This window comes from Ignavibacteriota bacterium (genome assembly GCA_016716225.1).
GTDB lineage: Bacteria > Bacteroidota > Ignavibacteria > Ignavibacteriales > Melioribacteraceae.
In genome coordinates this window covers 2,561,451-2,588,149 of record JADJWT010000001.1, presented here as the reverse complement: position 1 = coordinate 2,588,149, position 26,699 = coordinate 2,561,451, and the positions used below count along the sequence as shown (strand labels likewise).

The following is a 26,699-nucleotide window of genomic DNA, read 5'->3' as shown; positions in this document are numbered from 1 at the left end:
TATTCTTTGTTTTTTCTAAATCTAAACTTCTTAAAATTAATATTTGTCATTCTGAATGAACAAAAGAATCCAATGACAAAATGATTGATAATTATTTTATGAGTATCACAAATAAAAATTGAATATGCTGCTAAAAAAATTACACGAATTTTTCGGATTTGAAAATTTTCGTCCGGGACAAGAACAAATAATTAAAGACATTTTAGATAAAAAAAATGTTTTAGTAATTATGCCAACCGGAGCGGGAAAATCAATTTGTTACCAATTGCCATCAATCATTTCCGAAACTTATTCAATAATAATTTCCCCGCTAATTTCTTTGATGCAAGATCAAGTAAATTCCTTGAATCAAAAACAAAAAATTGCAGCATTCATTAACAGCAGTTTAGACTTCTCAGAGTCAGAAAAAGTTCTAAATGAATTGCAAAATAGTAAAATAAAATTGCTGTTTGTTTCTCCCGAAAAACTTAACAACATAAATTTTGTTCAACGAATTAAAAATTTAAAACCGGAATTTTTATTTATTGATGAAGCACATTGTATTAGCGAATGGGGACATAATTTTAGACCGAGTTACAGAAATATTAAAAATTTTACTCAAGCAATTGAAGTGAAAAATATTTCTGCATTTACTGCAACCGCAACTCCCGAAGTAAGAAAAGATATAATTGAGCAATTGCAGTTTGAAAATCCTTCAGTTCATATAACCGGATTTGAGCGAGAAAATATTTCACTAAATGTTTTGTTCGATAAAAATAAAAAAGAGAAAATTGCGGAAATTTTAAGGGGAAATAAAACTACTGCAATAATTTATTCTTCTACAAGAAAACATGCGGAACAACTTTCTCAATTTTTAAATTTGCAAAAAATTACAAACGAATTTTATCATGCTGGATTAACAAATGAATTAAGGAGAATTATTCAAGATAATTTTATAAATGGAAGAACTAATATTATTGTTGCCACAAATGCTTTCGGAATGGGAATTGATAAAAAAAATATTGGATTGGTAATTCATTATAATATTCCAAGTTCAATAGAAAATTTATATCAAGAATTCGGAAGAGCTGGTAGAGACGGCTCTGAATCGAAAGCAATTTTATTTTATTCAAACCGAGATAAAGAAATTCAAGAATTTTTTATTCAAATTAGTAATCCAAATGTTGAGCAAATTAAAAAATGTTATGATGCGATTTTAGATTTTTATAAAATTGCTGTAAATAGTAAAACTGAAAAACTTTTAGAAATTTCAAATGATTTAATAAAATTAATTGAATCCAAAGAAATTCATAAAGGATTGATTCCTTCAATAATTTCAATTTTGGAAGAGAGTAATTATCTAAAACTTCATTCGCAAAATTCACTCTGTCATTTTATTCAAATAAAATTATCTCAAAATGATTTAAAGAAATATTTAAAAGGAATGTTTAATTCCGAATTGCAAGATTTTGTAATTCAATTAATTAAAATTTTCGGAAATTCAATTTTCAATTCTAAAGTAGAAATTAATTTTGATTTTCTTTATCAAAATTTTGGATACAGTAAAAGGACAATTAACGAATTTTTATTTACGTTAAATAATATTGGAATTATTGAATACGATAAACCAGCGTTTGTTCAAAAAATTTCTATGTTAACTGAAAGAGTTGCGAGCAAAAATCTTAAATTGAACAAAGCAGAGATTAATAAAAAAATTCAATTAGCTGAAAATAAACTTGACCAAGTTTTAGAATATGTAAATACCGATGATTGCCGTTTTAAATTTATTTTGGAATATTTTGGTGAAGAAACTAAAAATTACAAATGCGGTAAATGTGATAATTGTTCGAACAAAAATAAAAATATTAATAACAATGAATTCATCAACGAAATTATTATTAGAACTTTTAAAGAATTTAAAGGAAGTTTAACCGAAAATAGATTGATTGGAATATTAAAAGGAAGTTCAAATTCAAATATCGCAAGAAAAATTTCAACATTTGAAAATTGCAAACATTATTCAATTCAAGAAATTGAATCATCAATTCAATTTTTATTGAAGAAAAATATTTTGAAAGAAATAAATGATGAATTGGTTTTTAATCCCTTGGAAGAATTATTTTTTGTTGAAGAAAATGAATTTGAAAATGTAGAAGTTCAGGATAATCATTATGAAATTAATCTTGAATTATATAATAAATTACGCGAAGAAAGAGATTTAGCAGCAAAAAAATTTAATCAAAATCCGCAAATAATTTGCTCTGATAAAATTCTGAGAGAAATTGTAAAAGATAAACCTCAATCTTCATCGGCAATTTTGCAGATTAGCGGATTCAACCAAAGAATGTTTAATAAAATTGGTCCAGAATTTTTATCAATTATTAAAGAACATACAACTATTGAAAATGAAAATTCGATTGCCAAAAAATTACCAAAACATATTTCGCAAACTTATGATTTGATACTGAAAAAATATTCACTTTATGATATTTCAAAACTGCTTAAACTGCCGGAATCTATTGTATCAATTCAAGTTGAAACAATAATTAGTTATTATCCAAATTTGGATTTTTCCTCATTAATCTCGAAAGAAGAATTTGATTTAGTAAAAGCAAATATTATGGATTTTAACGAAGATTTGAAATCAATAAAAAGTAGAATTGAAACAAATGTTAGTTACTCAAAAATTAGAATTGTAAAAGCAATTCTTAAAGCTAATTCTTCTTCTGTTTAGATTTTAACGTATCCAAATAAGCTTGCGAGAGATTAAAAAATTCATTCCATTTTGCGTCATTATATTTCAAAGATTTATAAGAATTAAAATAAGAAGTTGAATCGATTTCGTACTTTTTAAAAACTTCTTCTTTTTTAATTTTAACGGAATCAGTACCCGAATAAAAATCTTCAACAACTAATAAATCAACATAAACTTTTGAGAGAGTTTCAAGATCAACATTTTTCTGGTTACTGCAAAATTGGAATGAAATTAGAATTACAACTAAAAAAAATAGAGTTGAAAATGTTTGATAGAATCTGTCATTGCGAATCAAATCAAATTTTGATTTGATGAAGCAATCATTTAAATGTTGCATAATAATAATATAAATGATTCTTTAAAAAATATTAAACCTTTCAGAGAGGTCTTCCCAATTGGGATTTATTGATTCAATCAATTCAATTTTCTTTTTTCTTGAGCCAGCTTTGATTTGTTTTTCTCGTTTAATAGCGTTCAGTGAATCTTTAAAAATTTCAAAATAGATTAAATAATGGATATTATATTTTTTTGTAAAGCCATCTACAAAATTATTTTTGTGTTCGAATAATCTTCTTTGTAAATTATTTGTAATACCCGTATATAATACAGTTTTGTTTTTATTAGTTAGTATATAAACATAAAAATGTTCTATCATATTTTACAGATTGCTTCGTCGTAAACTCCTCGCAATGACAAAAACAAAATTAATTTTTCTTGCTTGCTTCAAAAAGAATTTTCTTTTCTTTTTCTGTTAAATTTTGATAACCACTTTGACTAATTTTATCTAAAATTTTATCAATTGTTTCTTGTGAAATTTTTTCTTCGTTTTTATTTGCCGAATTTATTTCATAATACTCAGCTTCTTCTGCTTCTTTTTTACCAAAACTAAACGGTGATTTTTTCTTCTTAAATGAAAAATTATCAGAATAATCTGTTTTACTTTTGAAACTTTCGAAAATTCTATCAAAATTATAATTGTTTTTTCTATCCATAATTACAAATAAAAATCCGATAATTGCTCCGCCTAAATGAGCTAAATGTGCAACAAAACTTGCATCACCAACGGAAAGAAATTCAATAACCATCATGAAAACAATTAAATATTTTGCTTTAACGGGAATAAGAAAATATATATAAATTAACCTATCCGGAAAATACATTGCAAACGCAACCATAACTCCATAAACAGCTCCGGATGCACCAATTATTGGAGCCGAACCGGTTCCCAATAATAATTGCAGAATTCCTCCTCCAACTCCGGCAAGCAAATAGAAAATTAAAAATTTCTTCGAGCCCATAATATTTTCGATTTCCATACCAAACATCCACAACATCAACATATTAAAAAATATGTGAGAAAATCCGCCATGCAAAAACTGATATGTAATTAATTGCCAAGGCATAAAATTCCAATATGTATTACTGAATGGAATTAATGCAAAATATTTTGTGATTAAATTATCAAGTAAAACTCCGCCAATTACAATATTTTGTGCAATAATTGAAATAAAAAAAACAATTCCATTTATAATTAAAATATTTTTTATAACCGGAGGAAAAAAACTAAATCCGCCAAATCCTCTTGGTCGATAATCATTATAAGCCATTAAAATTTCCTAAAATTAAATCTTTATAATCACTTTTGGAATTTACTAAAATATTATTAAAAATAAATTAGTATAAAATTAAACCTCCGAATTTGAATAGTTTACAAATTCCGGAGGTTTTGAAAGATTAGACTAAATTTGATTTAAAAGGTTTCAAATTTATTTATTGGTAAGAGCTTCAACTCCAGGTAAAGCTTTACCTTCTAAATATTCTAAAGAAGCACCGCCGCCGGTAGAAACGTGAGAAACTTTTTCATCCAATCCGGCTTTTTTAATTGCTGCTGCAGAATCTCCGCCGCCAATTATTGTAATTGCACCTTTTTCTGTAGCTTCAACTAAAGCTTCGGCAATTGCGTTTGTCCCTTTTGCAAAATTATCAAATTCAAAAACTCCCATTGGTCCGTTCCAAACAACTGTTTTACTTACCAAAATTATTTCTTTAAATTTCTCAATTGTTTTTGGTCCAATATCCAATCCCATTTTATCTGCCGGCATTTCATTAACCGGAACTACATCAGAAAGTGAGCAATTATCAAATTCCGGAGCAACAACTACATCAACCGGAAGCATAAAATTTACTCCTGAAGTTTTTGCTTTTTCAAGAATTTCTTTTGCGAGATCAACTTTATCAGCTTCTAAAAGTGATGTTCCAATTTCCAAACCTTGCGATTTATAAAATGTGTAGCCCATTCCGCCGCCGACAATCAAGTTATCAACTTTGCTCATTAATTGTTGAATTACATCAATCTTGCCGGAAATTTTTGCACCGCCTAAAATTGCTGTAAACGGTCGTTTAGGATTTTCAACTGCGCTTCCCAAATAATCCAATTCTTTTTTCATCAAATAACCAGATGCATTTTGCGAAATATATTTTGTTATTCCTTCTGTAGAAGCATGTGCACGGTGAGCAGAACCAAATGCATCATTAATGTAGACTTCTCCTAAATCTGCTAATTGCTTTGCAAATTCCGGAACATTTTTTTCTTCTTCCGCATGAAATCTGACATTCTCTAATATTAAAACATCGCCTTCTTTCATATCATCAACCATTTTTTTCACTTCTTCACCAACACAATCGGGAGCTAATTTTACTTCTTTTCCTATCAATTCACCCAAACGAACTGCTGTTGGTTTTAAACTATATTTTGGATTTGGTCCCCCTTTTGGTCTTCCCAAGTGGCTCATCAATATTGCTTTTCCGCCATCTTTAACAATTTTTTCAATTGTTGGAAGTGCAGATGTAATTCTGATATCATCAGTAATTTCTAAATTTTCGTTTAACGGTACATTAAAATCAACACGAACTAAAACTTTTTTACTTTTAAGGTCTAAATCTTCGATAAATAATTTTTCCATTTTCTCCTCCGAATTCCTTGAATTCAGTTTATAGATATAAAAAACGCAGCCATTAATTTTGACTGCGTCTTTGTTAAATTATTACAATTTATTTATTTTCCCATTTTTAACAATAAATCAACAACTCTATTTGAGTAACCCCATTCGTTATCATACCAAGAAACAACTTTGAAGAATCTTTTTTCACCTTTTAGATTATTTTGTAAAGTTGCAAGCGAATCATAAATTGAAGATCTTTCATCATGAATAAAATCTGTAGAAACAACTTCTTCATTTGAATAACCCAATATTCCTTGTAAATAAGTTTCTGAAGCTTTTTTCATTAACGCATCAATTTCTTCAATTGAAGTTTCTTTTTCAGAACGGAAAGTTAAATCAACAACAGAAACGTTTGCAGTTGGAACACGGAATGACATTCCGGTTAATTTACCTTTAGTTTTTGGTAAAACTTCGCCAACAGCTTTCGCAGCTCCGGTTGATGATGGAATTATATTAATTGCTGCTGCACGTCCACCTCTCCAATCTTTTTTGGAAGGACCATCAACAGTTTTTTGTGTTGCTGTATATGAGTGAATTGTTGTCATCAAACCATTTTCAATACCAATTCCTTCTTTTAATAAAACGTGAACAACTGGAGCTAAACAGTTTGTTGTGCAAGATGCATTTGATACAATATTATGAACTTCCGGTTGATATTCATCGTCGTTAACACCCATAACTAAAGTTTTAACATCACCTTTTCCCGGAGCAGAGATTAAAACTTTTTTAGCGCCAGCTGCTAAGTGCCCTTTAGCTTTTTCGGAATCTGTAAATAATCCGGTTGATTCTATAACTATATCAACACCTAATTCACCCCAAGGTAATTGTGAAGGATCTTTTTGAGCCATAACACATTTAATTTTATCGCCGTTAACAACAATTAAGTCGTCATCTGCTAAAGAAGGATCACTTTTTGCACTGCCCAATTCACCTTTAAATTTGCCGTGAACTGAATCATATTTTAACTGATATGCAAAATATTTCGCGTCTGTGCTAACATCAACTACAGCTACAACATCAACTTCTTTACCAAGCATTCCTTTTTCTGCGAGAACGTTGATAACTTGACGTCCAATTCTTCCAAAACCATTAATACCAACTTTTATAGCCATTTTTTCTCCTTTAATTCTAATGTTTATGAATAAATAAATTTATAATTGTCAAAGATAATATTTTAAGAGTTCAATTACAAAATGAAGATGTGTAAGTCTTATAAAAATCTAATTTTCATGTTTAAATGTAAAAACGTAAGAAAATATTTTTCACTATTTTACATTAAAATTTGAAAATTTTTCACAAATCATAAATAATTTATCAAATCAATGAAATATTATTCATTTTCATAAGATTTGAATTTAGCGATTCATATGTTTTCTAATATAAAATTCATTACTTTTCAATCTAAAATTTTGCAACTCTATCCAATATTTCATTGTGAAAATTAAAGCAGATTTACATACTCATACAACATATTCAGACGGGGCTCTATCGCCTCAAGAGTTGCTAGATTTAGCTCACAAAAAACAAATTTCAGTTGTTGGAATTACAGATCATGATTCTGTTAATGGAATTGAAGAAGCTATAAAATATGGAAGAAAAATTGGGATTGAAGTTGTTCCCGGTGTAGAAATTAGCACTGATATTGAAGGTGCTGAAATTCATATTTTAGGATATTTTATTGATTACAAAGACAAAGAATTAAATAAAGTTTTGAAATTTTTTAGAGATGAACGCTTTGAACGCGCCAAAAGAATAATTAAAAAATTAAACAAAATTAATGTTGAAATAACCATAGATGATGTTTTAGAATTTTCTAAAAATTCACCTATTTGTAGACCTCATATTGCCAAAGCTTTGCTAAAAAAAGGAATTACAAAAAATTTTTTACAAGCATTTCAAAAATATATTGGCGATGATGGTCCGGCTTTTGAAAGAAAAATTCACGTATCCCCTCAAAGTGCATTTAAAATAATTAATGATGCTGGCGGACTTTCATTTATTGCTCATCCGGGAAAAATGAAAGAATCAATTTTAAATAAATTAATCAAACTTGGAATTGACGGAATTGAAGTTGTTCATTCATCACATAAAAAATTTCAGCAAAAATTTTATGCGGATATTGTAAATGAATATTGTTTACTTGCTTCCGGTGGTTCAGATTTTCACGGCGGTTTAAGAAATGATGAAGCAAATTTTGGAAAATATTTTGTTAATGAATCGATTCTAAATAATATCAAAAATTCCTTAACTTCAAATCGTTATTTATAATTACTCTTTTATAGGTCAGAAAAATTTAGACTTTATGAAAATTTTTAAATTCATATATTTTCAGAATCAGAACAGAATTGAGTGGCAGATGAAAAAATTATTGTTGTTTTTTTTCTTAAATATTATAACATATTCACAAACAATAAAAAGTTGGCAAAATTATTCCTCGTTTAAAAATGTATTTCAATCTTGCAAAATTGATAATACAATTTGGGCATCAACCGATGGTGGAATTTTTGGGTTTTCACTTTCCGATAGTTCATATCAAACTTTGACAAAATCTGATGGATTGATGAGTCAAAACATCACTTCAATAAATTGTGATCAAAATAAAAAATTATGGCTTGGAACAAATGAAGGTTACATAATAATTTATACTCCTTCTACCGGAGAGATTAAAACAATTTTGGAAATATTCAAAACTGATAAATCAATAAAAAGTATAAATAATATTTCATTCAGAAATGATACGGCATTTGTATCAACAGCATTTGGTTTAACTTTAATTAATACAATTGATTTTTCCTTTTTTGACAGCATACTTAAATTTGGAAATTTTGCAAGTGAAACTCCCGTAAAAAAAGTTTATTTGGGAAGTTCAATTTTTGTAATCACTCAAGCCGGAATTGCAATTAAAAAATCTGGAGCAACAAATTTAACAGCGCCGGAATCATGGCAAAATATTACAATCACTGCACAGATTCCAGCAAATGAAGTAAATGCATTAACTGAATTTAATAATGAAATTTATGCAGCAACTGATAAAGGATTGTTGAAATATTCAAGTGGTAATTGGTCAACTTTTCTATATAATAATTCGGAAGTTTTGGAAGTTATTACAAGAGAACAAATAATTTATTCTTTATTCAAAAACACAATTAGAAAATATGATGGAAGCGATAATATTTTTGTGAATGAAAGCAATGCGGATTTTAAATCCTTTCAAATAGATGAGCAAAATAATTTCTACGTAAGCAGTAATAAAGGATTGTTAAATTATTCATCGCAAATTAATAGAACAATTATACCTAATAGTCCAGCAACAAGCGGGTTTATATTTTTAGCTGTTGATCATGAAAATAATTTATGGTCGGCAACCGGTAAAAACGGCTCTGGAATTGGAGTTATGAAATTTGATAATTCTCAATGGTCACTTTATAATATTAGTAATACAGAGGAAATAATTTTCAATGATTTTCATAGAGTTTCCGCATCAGGTAAATCTGTTTATTTTTCAAGCTGGGGACGAGGTTTTTTAAAATTTAGTAATGGAAAATTTCAAAGATTTGATGCAGTAAATAGCGGAATAATTGGGATTCCAAATTCAAATGAATTTTTAGTAATAAACGATATTGAGGAAGATGATAATGGAAATACATGGATTTTAAATTACTGGGCAGCAGATAAAAAACCAATAAGTGTTCTAAAAAGTGATGGCTCAATTATTAGTTATGAATTAGGAAGTCCGCTAACTTCATCAATTATAAGTGTAAAAGAATTGGTTATTGATCAATATAATACAAAATGGTTTTCCGGAGATATTGGCGGAGATTCACCTACAGAAGGAATTTACTACTTTAATGACAACGGAACATTAGAAAATCTATCTGATGATACATGGGGAAGAATTACTGAAAACATAGGATTAAGAAGTAAAGATATAAGAGATTTAGTAATTGATAAATTTGGCGAAATAATTATTGGAACAAGCAGCGGAATTGATGTTATTCCGGATCCATCTTCACCAAACTCTTTAAGAAATGATCAATATTTTGCAATTAGATCAGAAACAATTAATGCAATTTCTGTTGATGCAATCAATCAAAAATGGATAGGCACCGCAAAAGGAATTTTTTTAATGAGTGCTGATGGTTCAACTTTATTAGCAAATTATAATACAAATAATTCACCGCTTCCTTCTGATATAATTAAAGATATAACCATAGATGAAAATAATGGAATCGTTTATGTTGGAACTGATTTTGGACTAACTGCCATTAATACAATGTTTATAAAACCTAATGAGAACTTTACTAATATTTCAGTTTATCCAAATCCAATTGAGATTACAAAACAAAACGATGTTGATTTAATCATTGATGGATTAATTGAAGATTCTGAAATTAAGATTTTAGATATTTCCGGAAAAGTTATTCAAGAATTTCGTTCAATTGGCGGTAAATCAACTTATTGGGATTGTAAAGATAAAGTTGGTAATTTAGTCTCATCTGGAATTTACATAATCGTTGCTTATGACATGGAAGTAAATCAAATTGGACACACAAAAGTTGCAATACTGCGAAAATAATTTTCAATTCTTAAATGATAGACATTAACAACCTTTCAATACAATTTACCGGCGAGAATTTATTTGAAAATGTAAATCTCAAAATTCTTCCGCAAGATAAAATTGCTTTGGTCGGTTCTAACGGTACCGGAAAATCAACTTTTCTAAAAATGCTTTCTGGGAAACAATCTCAAGAAAGCGGAACGATATTATATAAAAAAAGTTTGAAGATCGGCTACCTTCCCCAAGAATTAATTTCTATTTATAATTCTACAATTTTTAATGATGTTAGAAATTCTCTTCCACAAATAATTGATATTGATAAAAGAGAGAGTTTTCTTCAAGAAAAACTACATCAATTTCCATCGCATGGAAAAGAACATGATGACGTTATTAATCAAATCGGGAAATTAAATCATCAAAAAGAAGAAATTGGTTATTATGAAATAAATTCCAATATTGAAAAAATCTTAATGGGATTGGGTTTTGCAAAAGAACAATTTGAAAAATCAACTTCAGAGCTTTCCGGCGGTTGGCAAATGAGAGTTGAGCTTGCAAAAATATTAGCTTCAAATAATGATATAATTTTACTTGATGAACCTACAAACCATTTAGATATTGATTCACTTCAATGGCTCGTGAAATTTCTAAAATCTTATAAAGGTGCTATTATTCTTGTTAGTCATGATAGATATTTTGTTAACAATATCTGCAATAAAACTCTAGAAATTTATAATAAGAATGTAACCTTTTACAAAGGCAGTTATAATGAGTATCTAAATTTTAAAGAAGAACGCGCTGAAAGATTAAAATTAGAATTTGCCGAACAGCAAAAAAAAATTAAACAGACAGAACAATTTATTGAAAGATTCAGATATAAAGCAACAAAAGCTAAACAAGTGCAAAGCAGAATAAAACAGCTTGATAAAATTGAAAGAATTGAATTGGTTGAAACCGAAAGTAAAATTCATTTCCGTTTTTTTGATACTACGCCTAGTGGAGTTGTACCGATTAAAATCAACAATATTTCTAAATCTTACGGAACTTTAAATGTTTTAGAAAATATTAATTTGGATATTGAACGTAGCGAAAAAATTGCATTAGTGGGACCAAATGGTGCTGGCAAAACTACACTTTCCAAAATTTTATCAAAAAGAATTGAACCAACTTCTGGAAATTTGGAATTTGGTCACAACACTTTAATTTCTTTTTATGCACAAGATGTTGTTGATAATTTGAATTTGGAAAATGATATAATCACAGAATTATTTGAGAGCGATTCTGAAAATACAATTGGGCAGCTTAGAACTTTATTAGGTGCATTTTTATTTAACGGTGATGAAGTTTTCAAAAAAATAAAAGTTCTTTCCGGCGGTGAAAAAAGTCGAGTTGGACTAGCTAAAGTTTTGCTTACAAAAGCAAACACAATTATTCTTGATGAACCTACAAACCATTTGGATTTTGATTCAAAGAAAATTTTGCAAAATGCTTTAATTCAATTTAATGGAACTTTAATAATTGTTTCTCACGATGTTGATTTTCTTAAGCCAATTGTAACTAAAGTAATTGAAGTTAGAGATCATAACTTAAAAGTTTTTTATGGCGGAATTGATTATTACTTATCAAAAAAGGAAGAAATTGATACTGCAGAAAAAAATGAAATTGCAAATTTAGATGAAACGAACAAACTTACTAGAAAAGATCAAAAAAGATTTGAAGCTGAACGAAGACAAAAATTTCATAACGCAACAAAGAGTTTAAAGACAAAAATTAATTTAGTAGAAAATGAAATTGAAAAATTGGAAACCTTGAAAACAAATTTAGAATTGGACATGATGAAAGAAGAAGTTTATTCAAATCCTATTTTGGCAAAGCAAAATAAACTTGATTATGAAAAAGTAAAAGTTGATCTTGAAAATTGTTATATAGATTGGACACAATCAAACGAGGAATTAGAAAGAATTGCAAATGAAGTAAGTAAAAGTGAATAACTATTTTATCTTAATTTATTATTCTTTCCGATTTCAAAATTTCTCTACAAATATTTATTCTATGCGGTAAATCATTTTCACTATTTATATCAATGTTTATTGCAAAAATCCAAGTATCATTTTTTGTTTCAACAAATCCAACATACCAGCCGATTTGTTTATCATTTTTAACTCTAGCAGACCAACCGGTTTTTGCATACAATTTATAAGAATCTGTCGAATCAACAAGCATAATATTTTTTACAATTTCCATATTCTGTTTAGAAAACGGTAAATCATTTTTTAAAAATTTATTTAAAAATAAAATTTGTTCAACCGCACTAATTCTAATTTCGCCCTCAAGCCAAAAAGTATCAATTTTATCACCAAGTCTTTTATTACCATAATTAATTTCATTTAGAAATTTTTGCATTTTTTCAAAACCAACTCTTCTTGCCAATTCTTGATAAAACCAAACCACAGAATATTTAATTGCTGTTTTTAAATTATGATCTTGATTCCAGTTATCAATAAATCTTTTTTCGCCATCCCATTTTATAATTTCATTTTCATCTTTAATTGCCTTTGTTTCTAATGAAATCAATGAATTAGGAATTTTAAAAGTTGAAGCCGGAAGAAATTGTTTTTCGGTTCTTTCTAAATTATAAACATTAGTCGAATCTTTTGTTGAATTATATAAAAGAAAAGTTCCATCAACATTTACATTTTCAAAATATTTTTTCCATTCATTTTTAACGAAAAATTTTGGGCTGATTTCTTTTATTGAAGTTTGAGCAAAACAAAAATTGGTAATAAATAAAATTAGCAGAAAAATTAATTTAATTTTCATCTTTTATAAACTCCTCAACTAAAGCATATCCGCCGTATAGTGGTGCGTCATCGCCTAATTTTGTAGCTTTTAAATTTACAACTTTTGCCGCATCTTTAATTGCAGCATTGTTAAATGCTTTATCTATTTTTTCCATCATAAATTTTTCATTTGCTTCAATTAATCCGCCGCCTAAAACTATTGTATCTAAATTTAACAATGTTGTAATACTTCCTAAAACTGTTCCAACAATTTTGCAAGCTTTTTCAATTTCTTCAATAACCAATTCATCCTTTTGCTCAATTGCCTTTTGAAGATTCTTACTTTTTATTTTTTCCTTTTCTTTAATAATTTTTTTCAAAACAGTATTTCTCTTTTCCGATTTTTTAATAATATTATTAACAATTGCTGTTCTGCTCGCAAGATTTTCAAAAGTAGATTTTTCTCCGTCTCCATCTAAATATCCATTTGATCTAACTTTCATATGTCCAATTTCACCCGCAAAAAATGATGAACCTCTGTAAAATTGTCCGTTGAAAATTAATCCACCTCCAATTCCGGTTCCAAGAAAAACCACCAATCCATTCTGAATTGTATTCTTGTATTCAAAATATTTAATTCCCAGTGCAGCCATATTTACATCATTTTCTAAAAGTAAAGGAATATTAAAATATTTTTCCATTTCTTTTTTTATGTTAAAATTTTCAATTTGCAAATTTGGGGCAACAGAAATAATTCCACTTTCCGGATTAACAGTTCCCGGAACACCCAAAGCTATAGCTTTAATATTTGTTTCATCAATTCCAACTTTTGCAAGCAATTCTTTTATACTTTCCGCAACAGATTGTACAAGATTTTCCGGACCTTTTTTAACATCGGTGGAAACTTTGGTTCTATCAATAATTTGTTTGTCTTTATTAATTAACGCGGAAAGAATTTTTGTTCCTCCCAAATCGACCGAAATTATATATTCTTTTCCCAAGTTATTCCTCTAAATTAATTTTTATTGTTATTTTGTGCGGAGTAAATAAATTTTATCATTTATAATTATAAGTTAAAAAAGTAAATTTTATCATCAAAGAAAGATGCCAATAAAACCTTTAAAAAAATTTGGTCAAAATTATTTGACTGATAAGAATGTTGTAGATAAAATGCTAGAATGTCTGCAAATTCAAAGCTCAGATTCTGTTTTGGAAATTGGTTCGGGGAAAGGTTTTATATCAAAAGAAATTTATAAAAAAATTGAAAATTTTTGCGCTATAGAAATTGATACAAGAGTAATAGATGAATTGAAATTTCAGTTTCCAAAAGCTGAAATTATTAATTCAGATTTTACAAAAATCAATTTTCATGAATTGAAAATAAAACCTCCAGTAAAAATAATTGGGAATATTCCATTTAATCTTACCGGAGATATATTATTTAAACTTCTTGATGAAAAAGAAATTGTGAAAGAAGCTTGTTTTATAATTCCGCTTGATATAGCAAAAAGATTAACTGCAAAAAAAAGAACAAAAGAATATGGAGCTTTAACAATTATATTCAACTATTTTTCATCAATTAATATTGTTTCAAAAGTTTCAAAAAATGTATTTTACCCAAAACCAAATGTAGAAACGGCAATTATTCATATTATTTTTGATAAAACAGAATTAACCGGAATTGATAAAAATATCTTCATAAAAGTTGTAAAAGCAGCATTTGGAAATAGGAGAAAAACTTTAAATAATTCACTAAGGAATAGTATATTTGCAAATTATAATTTCTCATCAAATAATTTTCCAATGGAAAAACGTGCTGAGGAATTGGAAGTAAAAGATTATCTAACTTTAACAGAATTCGTTCAAAAAGAAAATGCCAATAGAAAATGAAATATCGAATGTAAAAACTGTTCTGCAAGTTGATAATGAACTTTTGGAAAGCATTACCGGTTTAATAGAAAATGAAGCCGAAAAAAGTTTATTAAATATTTTTGCTGATTTGCATTCTGCTGATATTGCCGAAATTATAAATCGATTGGATTTGGCAAGCGCAAAATATGCATTTTCTTTACTTGATACAGAAACTGCCGGTGAAGTAATATTAGAAATCGATGAAAGTTTAAGAGAAAAAATTCTTAAAGATATTGATGTAAAAACAATTTCTAACATTGTTGAAGAACTTTATTCAGATGATGCAACAGATATTGTAAGCGATCTTCCGGAAACAATTGCCCGGCAAGTTTTAAAGAATATAGATAAAGAAGATTCTGAAGAATTAAAAGAATTGCTGAAATACCCTGAAGATTCTGCCGGTGGTATTATGACAAGCAATTTTGTTTACGTAAACAGCAACGCAACAATTAAAGATGCAATTGAGGAAGTAAGAAAAAATGCCGAAGAATTCGAACATATTTATCACATTTATGTTTTAAAAGAAAATGATGAATTATTGGGAATTGTAACATTAAAATCTCTTTTAGTAAATCCTTTAAATTTGAAAATAAAATCTGTTATTCAAGAAGATTTGATATTTGTAACACCGGAAATGGATCAAGAAGAAGTTGCAAATATAATGCACAAATATGATTTGGTTGCAATTCCCGTTGTTGATGAACATAGAAGAATGTTGGGCAGAATTACATTCGACGATATTCAAGACGTTATACACGAAGAAGCTTCTGAAGATATTCAGAAAATTGCCGGTTTAACTGAAGAAGAAGAAATTAGTTATTCAACATTTAGAATCTCGCGAAACAGACTTCCGTGGTTATTTGTTTCACTTGCCGGTGAATTACTAAGCGCTGTTGTTTTAGCATCTTTCCAAGCTTCAATTGAGCAAATAATTATTGCGAGTTTTTTTATTCCAATTGTAATGGCAATGGGCGGAAGTGCCGGAAGCCAATCGGCAATTGTAATGGTTCAAGCTATTAATGCCGGTGATATTTGGAAAAATGATACTTTCAAAAGATTATTTAAAGAATTGAGAGTTGCATTTGTAAATTCATTGATTTGTACAGTTTCACTTTTGTTAATTACTTATTTTGTTTTTAAAGTCGATTTGAATTTTGCATATATTCTTTCTGCATCGCTATTTATTATCATGGTTAATGCAACAATGGTTGGTGCAATTGTTCCGGTCATTTTAGATAAATTAAATATCGATCCCGCAATAGCTACCGGACCATTTGTAACAACTACAAACGATATTGTTGGTTTAATAATATATTTTTCACTTCTAACTTTATTTATTTCCTAATGATAAACTTCCAAAAATGTTTTCTAAAATTTCTGAATGCAACAGATCTAGTTGTAATATTTTTTTATGTATTTCTAATACTTATAAATTTTGTTTTTCATCAATCAATTGAAAATTGGTTTTTATATGTTGTTATTAATTTTTTGCTAATTTTTACAGTTTTTTATTTGGCTTATAAAGCTGAAACTACAAAAAGTAAAATTTGGCATAATATTCATTTCTATTACGTTGTTCCATTAATTTTTCTTTCGTTCAAAGAAGTTTATATTTTACTCCATTCAATCCATGCAAAAGATTTTGATTATTTGCTAATTGCTGCTGATCGATTTTTATTTGGATTTGATCCTACAGTTTTTCTATTTCAATTTGCAAATCCAGTTCTCACGGAAATTCTACAAATTGCATATGGAACTTTTTTCTTTCTTCCAATTATTCTTGGAATTGAATATCAATTAAAACATAAATCAACTGAATTCAATTTTATAATTTTTATAATTGTATATGGATTTTTACTTTCATACGTTGGATATTTTTTACTCCCGGCTGTTGGTCCACGATTTACTTTACATAATTTTGAAACAACAAATTTAGAATTACCCGGATTATTATTAACAAATTTTCTTCGAGAAGTTATAAATACCGGAGAATCAATTCCAAGTGGAACTACAAATCCATTTGAAGTTGTGCAGAGAGATGTTTTCCCAAGCGGACATACACAAATGACATTGCTCGTAATGTTTCTTTCGGTAAAATTAAAATCCAATAATAAATTATTTTTTTTAGTTGATGGAACTCTTCTAATTATTGCAACAGTTTATTTAAGATATCATTATGTTATTGATATAATTGGCGGCGCAGTATTTATGATTTTCACTATTTTAACTGGAAAATATTTATTTAATTGGTGGCAGAAAAATACGGGCAACGAAGTTATTAATTACTAAAATTATGATTGAAAAAAAATTACAAGTAAAAAGAATATTTGATAGCATTTCACATAGATATGATTTTCTTAATCATTTTTTGAGTATTGGTATAGACTTTTATTGGAGGAAGAAAGCGTTAAAACTTACAAAAATTTCTTCGGATGCAATTCTTTTAGATATTGCTTGCGGAACCGGTGACTTTTCTATTTCTGCAAATAAGTTTGGCGTAAAAAATATTATTGGTGTTGATCTTAGCAAAAATATGCTTTCGCATTTTATTGAAAAAGTTGAATGGAGTAAAGGTAATTTAATTCAATCTGTTGCTGAAGCAATTCCACTTAAAAGTGAAAACTTTACTAATATAACAGTAGCATTTGGTGTTAGAAATTTTTATGATATTAAGAAAGGATTTGAAGAATTTTTAAGAGTTCTCAAAAAAAATGGGAAAGTCACAATTTTGGAATTTCGTTTACCGAAAAACTTTTTAATTAAAAATCTTTACCAATTTTATTTTCAGAAAATTCTTCCGCTTATAGGAAAACTAATTTCAAAAGATAATGAAGCTTACACTTACCTTCCGGAATCAGTTAATATTTTTGATTCAAAAATTAGTTTGGAAAAAATTTTAAGTGAAGTTGGATTCAGAAATATTGAAAAAAATTCTCTTACTTTTGGAATTGTTCAAGTTGTAATTGCTGAAAAATAATAATCACGATGAATTTATTGGATTAAACTTATCCACTTATGACGAATTTATTTTTTGACTTTTTACGTTTCCACTTTTTTACATCTCAACGATTTCACTTCTTCAATTTTCTTCTTCAGAAAATTAAAGGCGTTTGCTCTGTGACTAATTCTATTTTTATCTTCCAAATTCATTTGAGCTAAAGTTAAATCAAATCCTTCAGGTTGAAAAATTGGATCATAACCAAATCCATGTGCACCTTTAAATTCATTTATAATTTTTCCCGGCAATTCACCTAAAACAGAAATTCTATTTTTTTCATCAACATAAACTGCACAACATAAAAACTTAGCCAAATGCGGTTCGGGAAAATTTTTAAGTTCATTTAACAATTTAATGTTGTTATCATAATAAGAAACACTTTCACCGGCATAACGCGCAGAATAAATTCCCGGTTCACCATTTAACTGATCAACTGCCAAACCCGAATCATCTGCAATAACCGGAATTTTAAATTCACTAAAAATTCTATCTGCTTTAATAAATGAATTTTCCTCGAAAGTTTTTCCGTCTTCAATTATTTCATCGGTAAAACCAATTTCTTCCATAGAAATAATTTCAAATTTCGTATCAGAAAAAATATCTTTTACCTCTTGTAATTTCCCTTTATTTCCGGTTGCAAAAATTATTTTCATTTAATTTAACTCTACTCTTTTTAATAATTCATTCAGTTCAATTTTACCTTTTTTGTATAATTCAGCTTCATAATAATTTAAAGATTTTCCATTGCGAACAACCCAATCGCCGTCGATCATTACTTCTTTTACATTTTCATTATTCGTAGAAAAAATAATTGTTGAATAAATATTTTCATCAATTAATGTTTGATTTGGTTTCTCCAAATCCAAAAAAACTAAATCGGCTTTTTTACCCATTTCAATACTTCCAATTTCATTTTGCAGATTTAAAGCTTTCGCACCTTCAATTGTTGCCAAACGAAAAACTGTTAAAGCATCCATCGCAGTTGGCGAATATTTTGGTTTTTGAATTAATGATGCTAATCGCATTTCTGTAAATTGACTCAAATTATTATTACACGGCGCGCCATCGGCACCAAGCGAAACCGAAATACTTTCATTTAAATATCTGGGAATATCTGCAATTCCCGAACCAAGTTTTAAATTTGATGAAGGACAATGTGCAATTCTTGTTTTAGAATTTTTCAACAATCCAATTTCCTTTTCATTTACGTGAATTCCATGAGCTAAAACCGTATGATCTCCAAGAATATTTATCGAATCAAAATATTCTATATTTTCCATATTGTGCAAGTGTTTAACGGCTTCAATTTCACTTTTATTTTCTGATGAATGCGTGTGATAAATTGAACCGTAAAAATCTTTCATCATACTTTTTGTTTCTTTCAGCAAATGTTCTGAACAAGACAAAACGAATCTTGGCGCAAATCCGTATTTAATTTTTCCATTATTTGAATTGTGAAATTCTTTTGCAAGCTGATATGATTGATTCAAACTATCTTCAGTGCTTTCAATAAATTTTGGAAAAAGTGAATTTATATCCATCATACATTTGCCGGATATTGCGCGCATATTAGATTTTATTAATTCATCAAAAATTATTTCATGATGATTTATTGTTCCCATATCCAAAATTGTTGTAGTTCCGCCTTTTTGTAATTCATGAATTCCTAATTGTGCAGAAAGTCTTAGTGAATTTTTATTATGTGAATTTTCGTAAGGAAATATTTTTTTCTGAAGCCAGTCAAGAAGTTCCATATCTTCAGCCAAACCTCTAAAAATTGTTTGACAAAGATGAACATGGGTTTGAACAAATCCGGGAATTAAAGTTAAATTTGAAAACTTATAAATCTCACCATCATATTTTTGAAAATCTATTTCTTTAGCTGGAAAAATATTAATAATTCTATTTCTCTCAATTTCTACAGCGTGATTGTAAATTATTCTATTTTGTTCATCAACAGTTAAAATATTTTTCGGAATAATAATCTTTTTCATTAGAATTAATTTAATTGCAATTCTTGTTCAAGGAATTTACCAGTTAAACTATTTTTGTCTTTTACTATTTCTTCCGGAGTACCTTCGGCAATTATGTTTCCACCAAATTCACCACCGCCTGGACCCAAATCAATAACATGATCCGCAACTTTAATCACATCCAAATTATGTTCAACAACCACAACCGTATTTCCTTTATCAACAAGTTTATTTAAAACTCCAAGCAAAATATTTATATCTTCAAAATGAAGTCCGGTAGTTGGTTCATCTAAAATATAAATTGTTTTTCCAGTTCCGACTTTGCTTAATTCCGTTGCCAATTTTACTCTTTGTGCTTCTCCACCGGAAAGTGTTGTGGCTTGTTGACCAAGTTTTATATAACCCAAACCAACATCATTTAAAGATTTTAATTTTCTTTTTATTCGCGGCATTTCTTCAAAAAATTCTAAAGCAGATTCAATCGTCATTTCCAAAACGTCATTTATAGATTTTGTTTTGTACAATACTTCCAATGTTTCCCTATTGTATCTTTTTCCGTTGCACTCTTCGCAAATTACATAAACATCCGGAAGAAAATTCATCTCAATTTTTTTCAATCCATCGCCTTGACATTCTTCGCATCTTCCTCCGGAAACATTAAAACTAAATCTTCCCGGAGAATATCCTCTAATTTTTGATTCCGGTAATTGTGAAAACAAATCTCTTATGAATGTAAATAATCCTGTGTAAGTTGCCGGGTTTGATCTCGGAGTTCGACCAATTGGTGATTGATCAATCTCAATTATTTTATCAATATATTCCAAACCTTTTATTTCTTTATAATCAAGCGGAATAGTTTTGGAATTATAAATTTTCCGCATCAAAATTCTTACTAATGTTTCATTAATTAAAGAAGATTTTCCGGAACCGCTAACTCCTGTTACAGCAACAAATTTTCCAAGTGGAATTTTCAGATTTACATTTTTTAAATTATTTCCTGAAGCTCCAATAATTTCTAAAAAAAGTTCGCTGTTATTTCTTCTTGTTAGCGGAGTTTTTATTGATCTTTCATTTAACAAATATGAAATTGTAATTGAATTACTATTTTCAAATTTACTTAAACTGTTTCTATCTCCGTGAAAACAAATTTCCCCGCCATGAATTCCAGCTTTTGGTCCAAGATCCACAATGTAATCAGAGTGAATTATAGTTTCTTTATCATGCTCAACAACAATTACGGTGTTTCCTAAATTTCTCAATTCTTGCAGAGATTTAATTAATTTAATATTATCACTTTGATGAAGACCAATACTGGGTTCATCCAAAACGTATAGAACTCCGGTAAGCTGTGAACCAATTTGAGTTGCGAGACGAATTCTCTGAGATTCTCCTCCAGAAAGTGTACGCGCTGATCTATCAAGCGTTAAATATTCCAATCCAACATTTAACAGAAAAACCAATCTGGAATTTATTTCTTTAATAATTTGATTTGCAATAATTTTTGCATTTCCTTCAAGTTTAATATTCTCACAAAATTGTTTTGTTTTTACGATTGATAAATTTGAAACTTCACTTATATTTAAACCATTAATTTTTACCGCAAGAGATTCTTTTTTTAATCTACCGCCATTGCATGTTGAACAGACTTGAGAATTCATAAAGGATTCAGCCCATTCTCGAATTTTAGGTGAAGTAGTATTATCAAAATAATTTTGCACATACTTTTTCAAACCGGAAAATTTGTGCATATAATTTGCAGTTTTCCCATTCCCAAAAGTGTACGCAAAAGGAATTTTTTCTTTACTTCCATGCAGAATTAAATTTAATTGTTCATCAGTTAAGTCTTTGATTTTTGTATCGTAATCAAAATTGAAAAATTTACCAACTGCTTCAAGCTGATTGTAAAACCAAATTTTTCTCGGCTTCCCAATTGGTTCTAATGCACCTTCATTAATTGTTTTGTCAAAATCTGGAATTAACAATTTTACATCTAAATCTTTCTTTTCACCTAATCCATCGCATTCGGTACAGGAGCCATAAGGCGAATTAAACGAAAATGAATTTGGTGCAAGTTCATTGTAACTTATTCCGCATTCTGCACAAGCATAGTGGCGACTAAAAACATAATCTTTGCTTTCAGAATTTATTATTAATATTCCATTCCCAAAATTTAACGCAACTTCAATCGATTCTGATAATCTAAATCTTGATTTATCCGAAATCTGAAGTCTATCAATTACAATTTCAATATTATGAATTTTATATCGATCAACTTTAAATTCTTTTGTAAGTTCAATAATTTCTTCATCAACACGAACTTTTAAAAATCCATCTTTTTGAATATCTTCAAAAAGTTCGCGATAGTGTCCTTTTCTTCCTCGTACAACCGGTGCAAGAATTATAATTTTCTTACCATCAAAATTTTCTAAAATTTTATCAATAATTTGATCACTTGATTGCTTCTTAACTTCATTCCCGCAATTGTAACAGTGTGCTGTTCCTACACGTGCATAAAGTAATCTTAGAAAATCATAAATTTCCGTAATCGTACCAACTGTTGATCTTGGATTTCCACCGGAGGATTTTTGCTCAATTGATATTGCCGGACTCAATCCTTCAATTAAATCAACATCGGGTTTTTCCATTTGACCTAAAAATTGCCGAGCATAAACCGAAAGTGATTCAATATATCTTCGCTGCCCTTCGGCAAATATTGTATCAAATGCTAATGAAGATTTTCCCGAACCGGATAAACCAGTAATTACGGTTAAAGAATTTCGCGGAATTTCTAAATTTATATTTTTTAGATTGTGCTCTCTTGCACCTCTAATAATTATTTTATCTTGTATCATTAAATAAATTTGGAATTGTTCAAACAATTATATTAGTTAAAGGTTAGCTGAAAATCAATTTTTATTATTTATAAAATTTAATACAATGAATTACTCAGAAAAAATGCTGACAATTGCTAAAAATTCTGAAAGTAAGTTTAAAGAAAAAGGATCTTCTTTCTTTGGATTTGCGTTTAATATTTCTTCAAACGAAAATGTAAATTATGAATTAAAAAATCTAAAAAAAAATTATTACGATGCAACTCATCATTGTTATGCATATAAAATAAATTCCGGAGAAGAAAAATACTCAGATGATGGAGAACCAAATGGAACAGCGGGTTTACGAATTTTTAACGCAATAAATCATTTTAATTTGACAAATATTTTAGTTGTTGTTGTAAGATATTTTGGCGGAGTAAAACTCGGAGTTGGTCCACTGGGAAAAGCATATTCAACATGTGCGTTTGATGTGTTAAAAACTTCGAAAATTATTGAATTTACTAAATTTCAGAAAATTGAAATTATTTATAATTATGAAGATTCAAGTAAAGTACATCATTTAACCAGAAAATTTGAATGCGAAAAAATCATTGAGAAATTTGACCGAACTCCAAAAATTAATTGCTTTATTGAACCTTATAAAATTGAATTATTTAAAAATGAAGTTGAGAATCTTACTAAAGGGAAAGTTAGTTTAACCGCTCAAAATGAAGAGATTTATTTAGAACTTACAAAAATCAAAATTTAATTTGATAAAAAGTTCCGATTTACTTAAATTCATTTTCGGATATTAAACTCCTTATAAATTTTTATAATTATAAAATTATTTAAAATTTTTCTTAAAGAGGTTAAGAATGATTTACACAAAAACCGGTGAATATGCTATTAGAGCAATTCTATTCCTTGCACGTCAATCGAGCGATTTGTTGGTTATGTCATCCGATATTGCAAAAAAGGAAGATATTCCTTCACATTATTTGGCAAAAATTTTACAGCGAATGGCAAAATATGGTTATGTTGATTCTTACAAAGGAAGAGGAGGCGGTTTTAAAATTACTAAACTTGCTTTAGATAGTTCAATATTGGAAATTGTTGAACGAATTGAAGGACCGGTTATAACTTTAAAATGTGTTACCGGTTTAAAAGAATGCTCCGATGAACATCCTTGTCCCTTGCATGATGAGTGGAGCAAATTAAGAGATAATATTCATTTCTTAATTTCAAGTAAATCAGTAAGAGAAGTTGCCGAAGAATACACAGAAACACTTAAAAGAAAAGTGTGATATTATTTATCGCTGATTTTAACGGCTAATCCTAAGCCGTCTCCAATTGGCAGAATTGATGATTTTAATCCCGGAAAATTCAAAAAATATTTATTGAATTTTCTAATATTTTCAGTACTGGTTTTAAATTTTTCCGGGATTTCTTTTGAAGCTGTAAATCCTTTCCATAGTAAATTATCTATTAAAATTATTCCTCCAAGTTTTAATTTCATATAACACAATTTCAATAATTTTTCATAATCTTCTTTATCTGAATCAAGAAAAATAAAATCATAAACTTTTTTCAAATTTGGAATAATCTCTAATGCATTTCCTTCAATTAAATTAATTTTTTCTGATAAACCAAATTTGGAAATGAATTCTTTGGCAAGTTTGATATTATCTTTGCTTAATTCAATTGAATCAATTTTCTCTTCATTTTGTAATATTTTGGCGACTCTAATTGTAGAGCATCCTATGGCTGTACCAATTTCTAAGAATGTTTTTGGACTATAAATATGTAGTAGAAGTTCTAAAAAATTTGCGGAAATCTTTTCCAAAATTGGAATTTTATTTTCTGCTGCAAACCTTTCCATTTCTTCAATTAATGGATCAACTTTAATTAGAGAATTTTCTAAATAACTTATTTGTTCTGGAAATAAAATATTTGGCATGTTTACTTTAAAAGCATCATTTTTTTCGTAACAGAAAAATTTGAAGTTCGAAGTGTGTAAAAATAAATTCCTGAAGCAAAATTTTGAGAATCAAAATAAACTGAGTATTTCCCTTTCAACTTATTCTCATTTACCAAAGTTTTTACTTCTCTTCCTAAAACATCATAAATTTTTAGCTGAACATTTTCAAATCTTTCATTCGCAATTGAATAGTTAATTATTGTACCATGATTAAAAGGATTAGGATAATTTTGTAAAAGTTCAAAAGACTGGGGAATTTCTTCGGTTGTGTCATTAATTAATTCACCAAAATAGATTTCGTAAAATCCTTCTTTCGGATCTCTAATTGTATTGTTCTGTGCATCTTTATAAGTAAAATAAATTCTATTATTTGATGAAGAAATTTCATTTGGTAATTCGATTTGATAATAAATTCCACTTTTTTGATTTACGGAAAATTTATTCCCACCTTCAGAAATCAATTCAACAGTATTCGTTTGAATGCTTATTGAATCTGAAATAATTTTATTTATGAAATATTTATCATCAATAAATTCTAAATTCGGATAGGATATTGCTTTGAGCGCAGAAACTAAACCATACCCAACACTTGTATTTGGGCTAACTTGATTATCCCCACTTTTGATAATTATATCTCTAATTTGTTTATTTGATAAATGAGGGAAAGCAGATAATAATTGTCCGGCAATTCCCGCAACAATTGGCGCAGAATAAGATGTCCCGTTCCCAAAAGAATAAGAACTTTCACTTCCCGCATTTGAGTGAAAAACTGAAACTCCTTGTGCAACAACTTCCGGTTTAATTCTGCCGTCTGAAGTTGGACCTCGTGAACTAAATGATGCAATTACGTTTGAGCTTGTAACAGCTCCAATCGTTAAAGTATTAAATCCATCTCCGGGAGCAGTTATATAATACCATGATATAGAATCAATCCCAAGGCTGTTGCCTTCGTTTCCCGCAGAAGTAATAACTGTGATCCCTTTTTCAAACGCTAATTCTGCAGCTTTTGTTACAATTGTGGTTTTTCCATCCATATCTGCATAGGTATAAGAAAATTCAGTTTTATCAAATTCACTATATCCTAAAGATGAAGTTGTAATATCAACTCCAATTGAATCCATCCATTCTAAAGCAGCTGCGTAATTATCTTCTTCAACATGAGTTTCCGAAGGAACATATTCAGTTTTTGCCAAAATAAACGACGAATTATAAGCTGGTCCAACAATTTTTCCTTCATCAAATCCGGATAATATTGAAAATACACTTGTACCGTGGCTATGTTGTGAACTTACATCTTCATCAGTTTCATTTGCAGTTAAACTATCGTTGAATATAAAATCATGCTCCGCAATTACATTTTTATCTTTTAATGATTTTACAGTTTTCCAATCAAATCCGGTATCAAGAATTCCGATTATTACACCCTCACCAGAAATCCCCATATCATGAACTTTTGGAATATCTGACAATTCATTCTGAGTTAAAGATGATCCATAATCAAGAGAATATGTTTGATTTGATTTTGATAAAGTTTGAATTTTTTCTGATGATTTTTCTATAGGTTTTTCTGATTTTAATTTTCTAACCTTTTCAATTTTTGATATGAAAGGAAAATTTTTAATTCGATTAAATTCATTTTGTGTAAGATTTGCACTAACTGCATTTAGCCATTTAAGTTTTCGAAAAATTTTTATTTTATTTTCTTGAATAATATCAATATATTCTTGGTGAATTGGAATATCGGAAATTGTTAAAAAATTTTCTCCTAAATTTTTCTTTCTTCTTTCGATACTTTTTTTTGAGAGAAATTTCTCTGAAATTTTTTCTTTATCCGCAATTTTGGAAAGAACATCACCTTTATCTTTAAAGTAAATAAAATATTTTTCCTGAGATAGAATTTCGTTTGTAAATACAATTAAAAATAATATTAATAAATTTTTCATCGCTTAACTTTA

At 28.5% G+C, this 26,699-nt stretch carries 22 protein-coding genes; 10 read left to right on the top strand and 12 right to left on the bottom strand.

Annotated elements, in window-relative coordinates:
• The first annotated feature begins 124 nt into the window (after positions 1-124).
• Positions 125-2,713 carry a RecQ family ATP-dependent DNA helicase gene (locus tag IPM32_11475; protein ID MBK8945874.1) on the top strand — a complete coding sequence of 863 codons (2,589 nt, stop codon included), beginning with the start codon at positions 125-127 and terminating at the stop codon, positions 2,711-2,713.
• Here the strand turns inward: IPM32_11475 and IPM32_11470 are convergent.
• From IPM32_11470 to gap, 5 genes are all read right to left on the bottom strand, one after another.
• The gene (locus tag IPM32_11470) at positions 2,694-3,071 is read right to left on the bottom strand and encodes a hypothetical protein (GenBank protein ID MBK8945873.1); all 378 of its coding nucleotides are present in this window, start codon (positions 3,069-3,071) and stop codon (positions 2,694-2,696) included. The genes IPM32_11475 and IPM32_11470 overlap by 20 nt on opposite strands.
• 21 nt (positions 3,072-3,092) lie before the next feature.
• The gene (locus tag IPM32_11465) at positions 3,093-3,389 is read right to left on the bottom strand and encodes a GIY-YIG nuclease family protein (protein ID MBK8945872.1); all 297 of its coding nucleotides are present in this window, start codon (positions 3,387-3,389) and stop codon (positions 3,093-3,095) included.
• Positions 3,390-3,438: 49 nt separating this feature from the next.
• Positions 3,439-4,341: a rhomboid family intramembrane serine protease gene (locus tag IPM32_11460; protein MBK8945871.1), complete on the bottom strand. Its 903-nt coding sequence runs from the start codon at positions 4,339-4,341 to the stop codon at positions 3,439-3,441.
• A gap of 159 nt (positions 4,342-4,500) precedes the next feature.
• Positions 4,501-5,697 carry a phosphoglycerate kinase gene (locus IPM32_11455; GenBank protein ID MBK8945870.1) on the bottom strand — a complete coding sequence of 399 codons (1,197 nt, stop codon included), beginning with the start codon at positions 5,695-5,697 and terminating at the stop codon, positions 4,501-4,503.
• 92 nt (positions 5,698-5,789) lie between these two features.
• Positions 5,790-6,848, bottom strand: a complete 1,059-nt coding sequence (gene gap / locus IPM32_11450; GenBank protein MBK8945869.1) for a type I glyceraldehyde-3-phosphate dehydrogenase — start codon at positions 6,846-6,848, stop codon at positions 5,790-5,792.
• 328 nt (positions 6,849-7,176) lie between these two features.
• Here gap and IPM32_11445 point away from each other — a divergent pair, with 328 nt between their 5' ends.
• The 3 genes from IPM32_11445 (at position 7,177) to IPM32_11435 (ending at position 12,282) form a co-directional block, all read left to right on the top strand.
• Positions 7,177-8,004, top strand: a complete 828-nt coding sequence (locus IPM32_11445) for a PHP domain-containing protein (GenBank protein ID MBK8945868.1) — start codon at positions 7,177-7,179, stop codon at positions 8,002-8,004.
• Between the two features lie 88 nt (positions 8,005-8,092).
• Positions 8,093-10,312, top strand: a complete 2,220-nt coding sequence (locus tag IPM32_11440; GenBank protein MBK8945867.1) for a hypothetical protein — start codon at positions 8,093-8,095, stop codon at positions 10,310-10,312.
• Positions 10,313-10,326: 14 nt separating this feature from the next.
• Positions 10,327-12,282, top strand: a complete 1,956-nt coding sequence (locus tag IPM32_11435) for an ABC-F family ATP-binding cassette domain-containing protein (GenBank protein ID MBK8945866.1) — start codon at positions 10,327-10,329, stop codon at positions 12,280-12,282.
• Between the two features lie 10 nt (positions 12,283-12,292).
• Here the strand turns inward: IPM32_11435 and blaOXA are convergent, their stop codons facing one another.
• Together blaOXA and IPM32_11425 are read right to left on the bottom strand one after the other, a co-directional pair.
• Positions 12,293-13,111: a class D beta-lactamase gene (gene blaOXA / locus IPM32_11430; GenBank protein ID MBK8945865.1), complete on the bottom strand. Its 819-nt coding sequence runs from the start codon at positions 13,109-13,111 to the stop codon at positions 12,293-12,295.
• Entirely contained in the window at positions 13,101-14,072 is a 972-nt protein-coding gene (locus tag IPM32_11425; GenBank protein ID MBK8945864.1) for an ROK family protein, read from the bottom strand. Before IPM32_11425 ends, blaOXA begins: the two co-directional genes overlap by 11 nt.
• 103 nt (positions 14,073-14,175) lie before the next feature.
• Between IPM32_11425 and rsmA the strand changes: the two genes are divergently transcribed.
• The 4 genes from rsmA to ubiE all read left to right on the top strand — a co-directional run bounded on the left by rsmA (position 14,176) and on the right by ubiE (position 17,959).
• Positions 14,176-14,961 carry a ribosomal RNA small subunit methyltransferase A gene (gene rsmA / locus IPM32_11420; protein ID MBK8945863.1) on the top strand — a complete coding sequence of 262 codons (786 nt, stop codon included), beginning with the start codon at positions 14,176-14,178 and terminating at the stop codon, positions 14,959-14,961.
• Entirely contained in the window at positions 14,945-16,327 is a 1,383-nt protein-coding gene (gene mgtE / locus IPM32_11415) for a magnesium transporter (protein ID MBK8945862.1), read from the top strand. The genes rsmA and mgtE overlap by 17 nt, the downstream gene beginning before the upstream one ends.
• Before the next feature lie 167 nt (positions 16,328-16,494).
• Positions 16,495-17,271, top strand: a complete 777-nt coding sequence (locus tag IPM32_11410; GenBank protein MBK8945861.1) for a phosphatase PAP2 family protein — start codon at positions 16,495-16,497, stop codon at positions 17,269-17,271.
• A 4-nt stretch (positions 17,272-17,275) separates the two neighbouring features.
• A complete protein-coding gene (gene ubiE, locus IPM32_11405) occupies positions 17,276-17,959 on the top strand; it encodes a bifunctional demethylmenaquinone methyltransferase/2-methoxy-6-polyprenyl-1,4-benzoquinol methylase UbiE (protein MBK8945860.1) in 684 nt (227 codons plus the stop codon).
• 62 nt (positions 17,960-18,021) lie between these two features.
• Here ubiE and rdgB read toward each other — a convergent pair whose 3' ends face one another.
• From rdgB to uvrA, 3 genes are read right to left on the bottom strand one after another with little or no spacing between them, the layout of a single operon-like run.
• Positions 18,022-18,633 (bottom strand): RdgB/HAM1 family non-canonical purine NTP pyrophosphatase, encoded by a 612-nt coding sequence (rdgB, locus tag IPM32_11400; GenBank protein ID MBK8945859.1) that lies wholly within the window; start codon positions 18,631-18,633, stop codon positions 18,022-18,024.
• Positions 18,634-19,974, bottom strand: a complete 1,341-nt coding sequence (locus tag IPM32_11395; protein ID MBK8945858.1) for an amidohydrolase family protein — start codon at positions 19,972-19,974, stop codon at positions 18,634-18,636.
• Between the two features lie 5 nt (positions 19,975-19,979).
• Positions 19,980-22,805 (bottom strand): excinuclease ABC subunit UvrA, encoded by a 2,826-nt coding sequence (uvrA, locus tag IPM32_11390; protein ID MBK8945857.1) that lies wholly within the window; start codon positions 22,803-22,805, stop codon positions 19,980-19,982.
• Positions 22,806-22,890: 85 nt separating this feature from the next.
• On the opposite strand from uvrA, the gene IPM32_11385 reads away from it, so the two are divergent.
• Both IPM32_11385 and IPM32_11380 read left to right on the top strand, forming a co-directional pair.
• The gene (locus tag IPM32_11385) at positions 22,891-23,535 is read left to right on the top strand and encodes a YigZ family protein (GenBank protein ID MBK8945856.1); all 645 of its coding nucleotides are present in this window, start codon (positions 22,891-22,893) and stop codon (positions 23,533-23,535) included.
• Between the two features lie 106 nt (positions 23,536-23,641).
• A complete protein-coding gene (locus tag IPM32_11380; protein ID MBK8945855.1) occupies positions 23,642-24,070 on the top strand; it encodes an Rrf2 family transcriptional regulator in 429 nt (142 codons plus the stop codon).
• 2 nt (positions 24,071-24,072) lie between these two features.
• Here the strand turns inward: IPM32_11380 and IPM32_11375 are convergent, their stop codons facing one another.
• Together IPM32_11375 and IPM32_11370 are read right to left on the bottom strand one after the other, a co-directional pair.
• On the bottom strand, positions 24,073-24,723 hold the full coding sequence (locus IPM32_11375) for an O-methyltransferase (GenBank protein MBK8945854.1): 651 nt from the start codon (positions 24,721-24,723) through the stop codon (positions 24,073-24,075).
• A 2-nt stretch (positions 24,724-24,725) separates the two neighbouring features.
• Positions 24,726-26,687: a S8 family peptidase gene (locus IPM32_11370; GenBank protein MBK8945853.1), complete on the bottom strand. Its 1,962-nt coding sequence runs from the start codon at positions 26,685-26,687 to the stop codon at positions 24,726-24,728.
• Between the last annotated feature and the right edge of the window lie 12 nt (positions 26,688-26,699).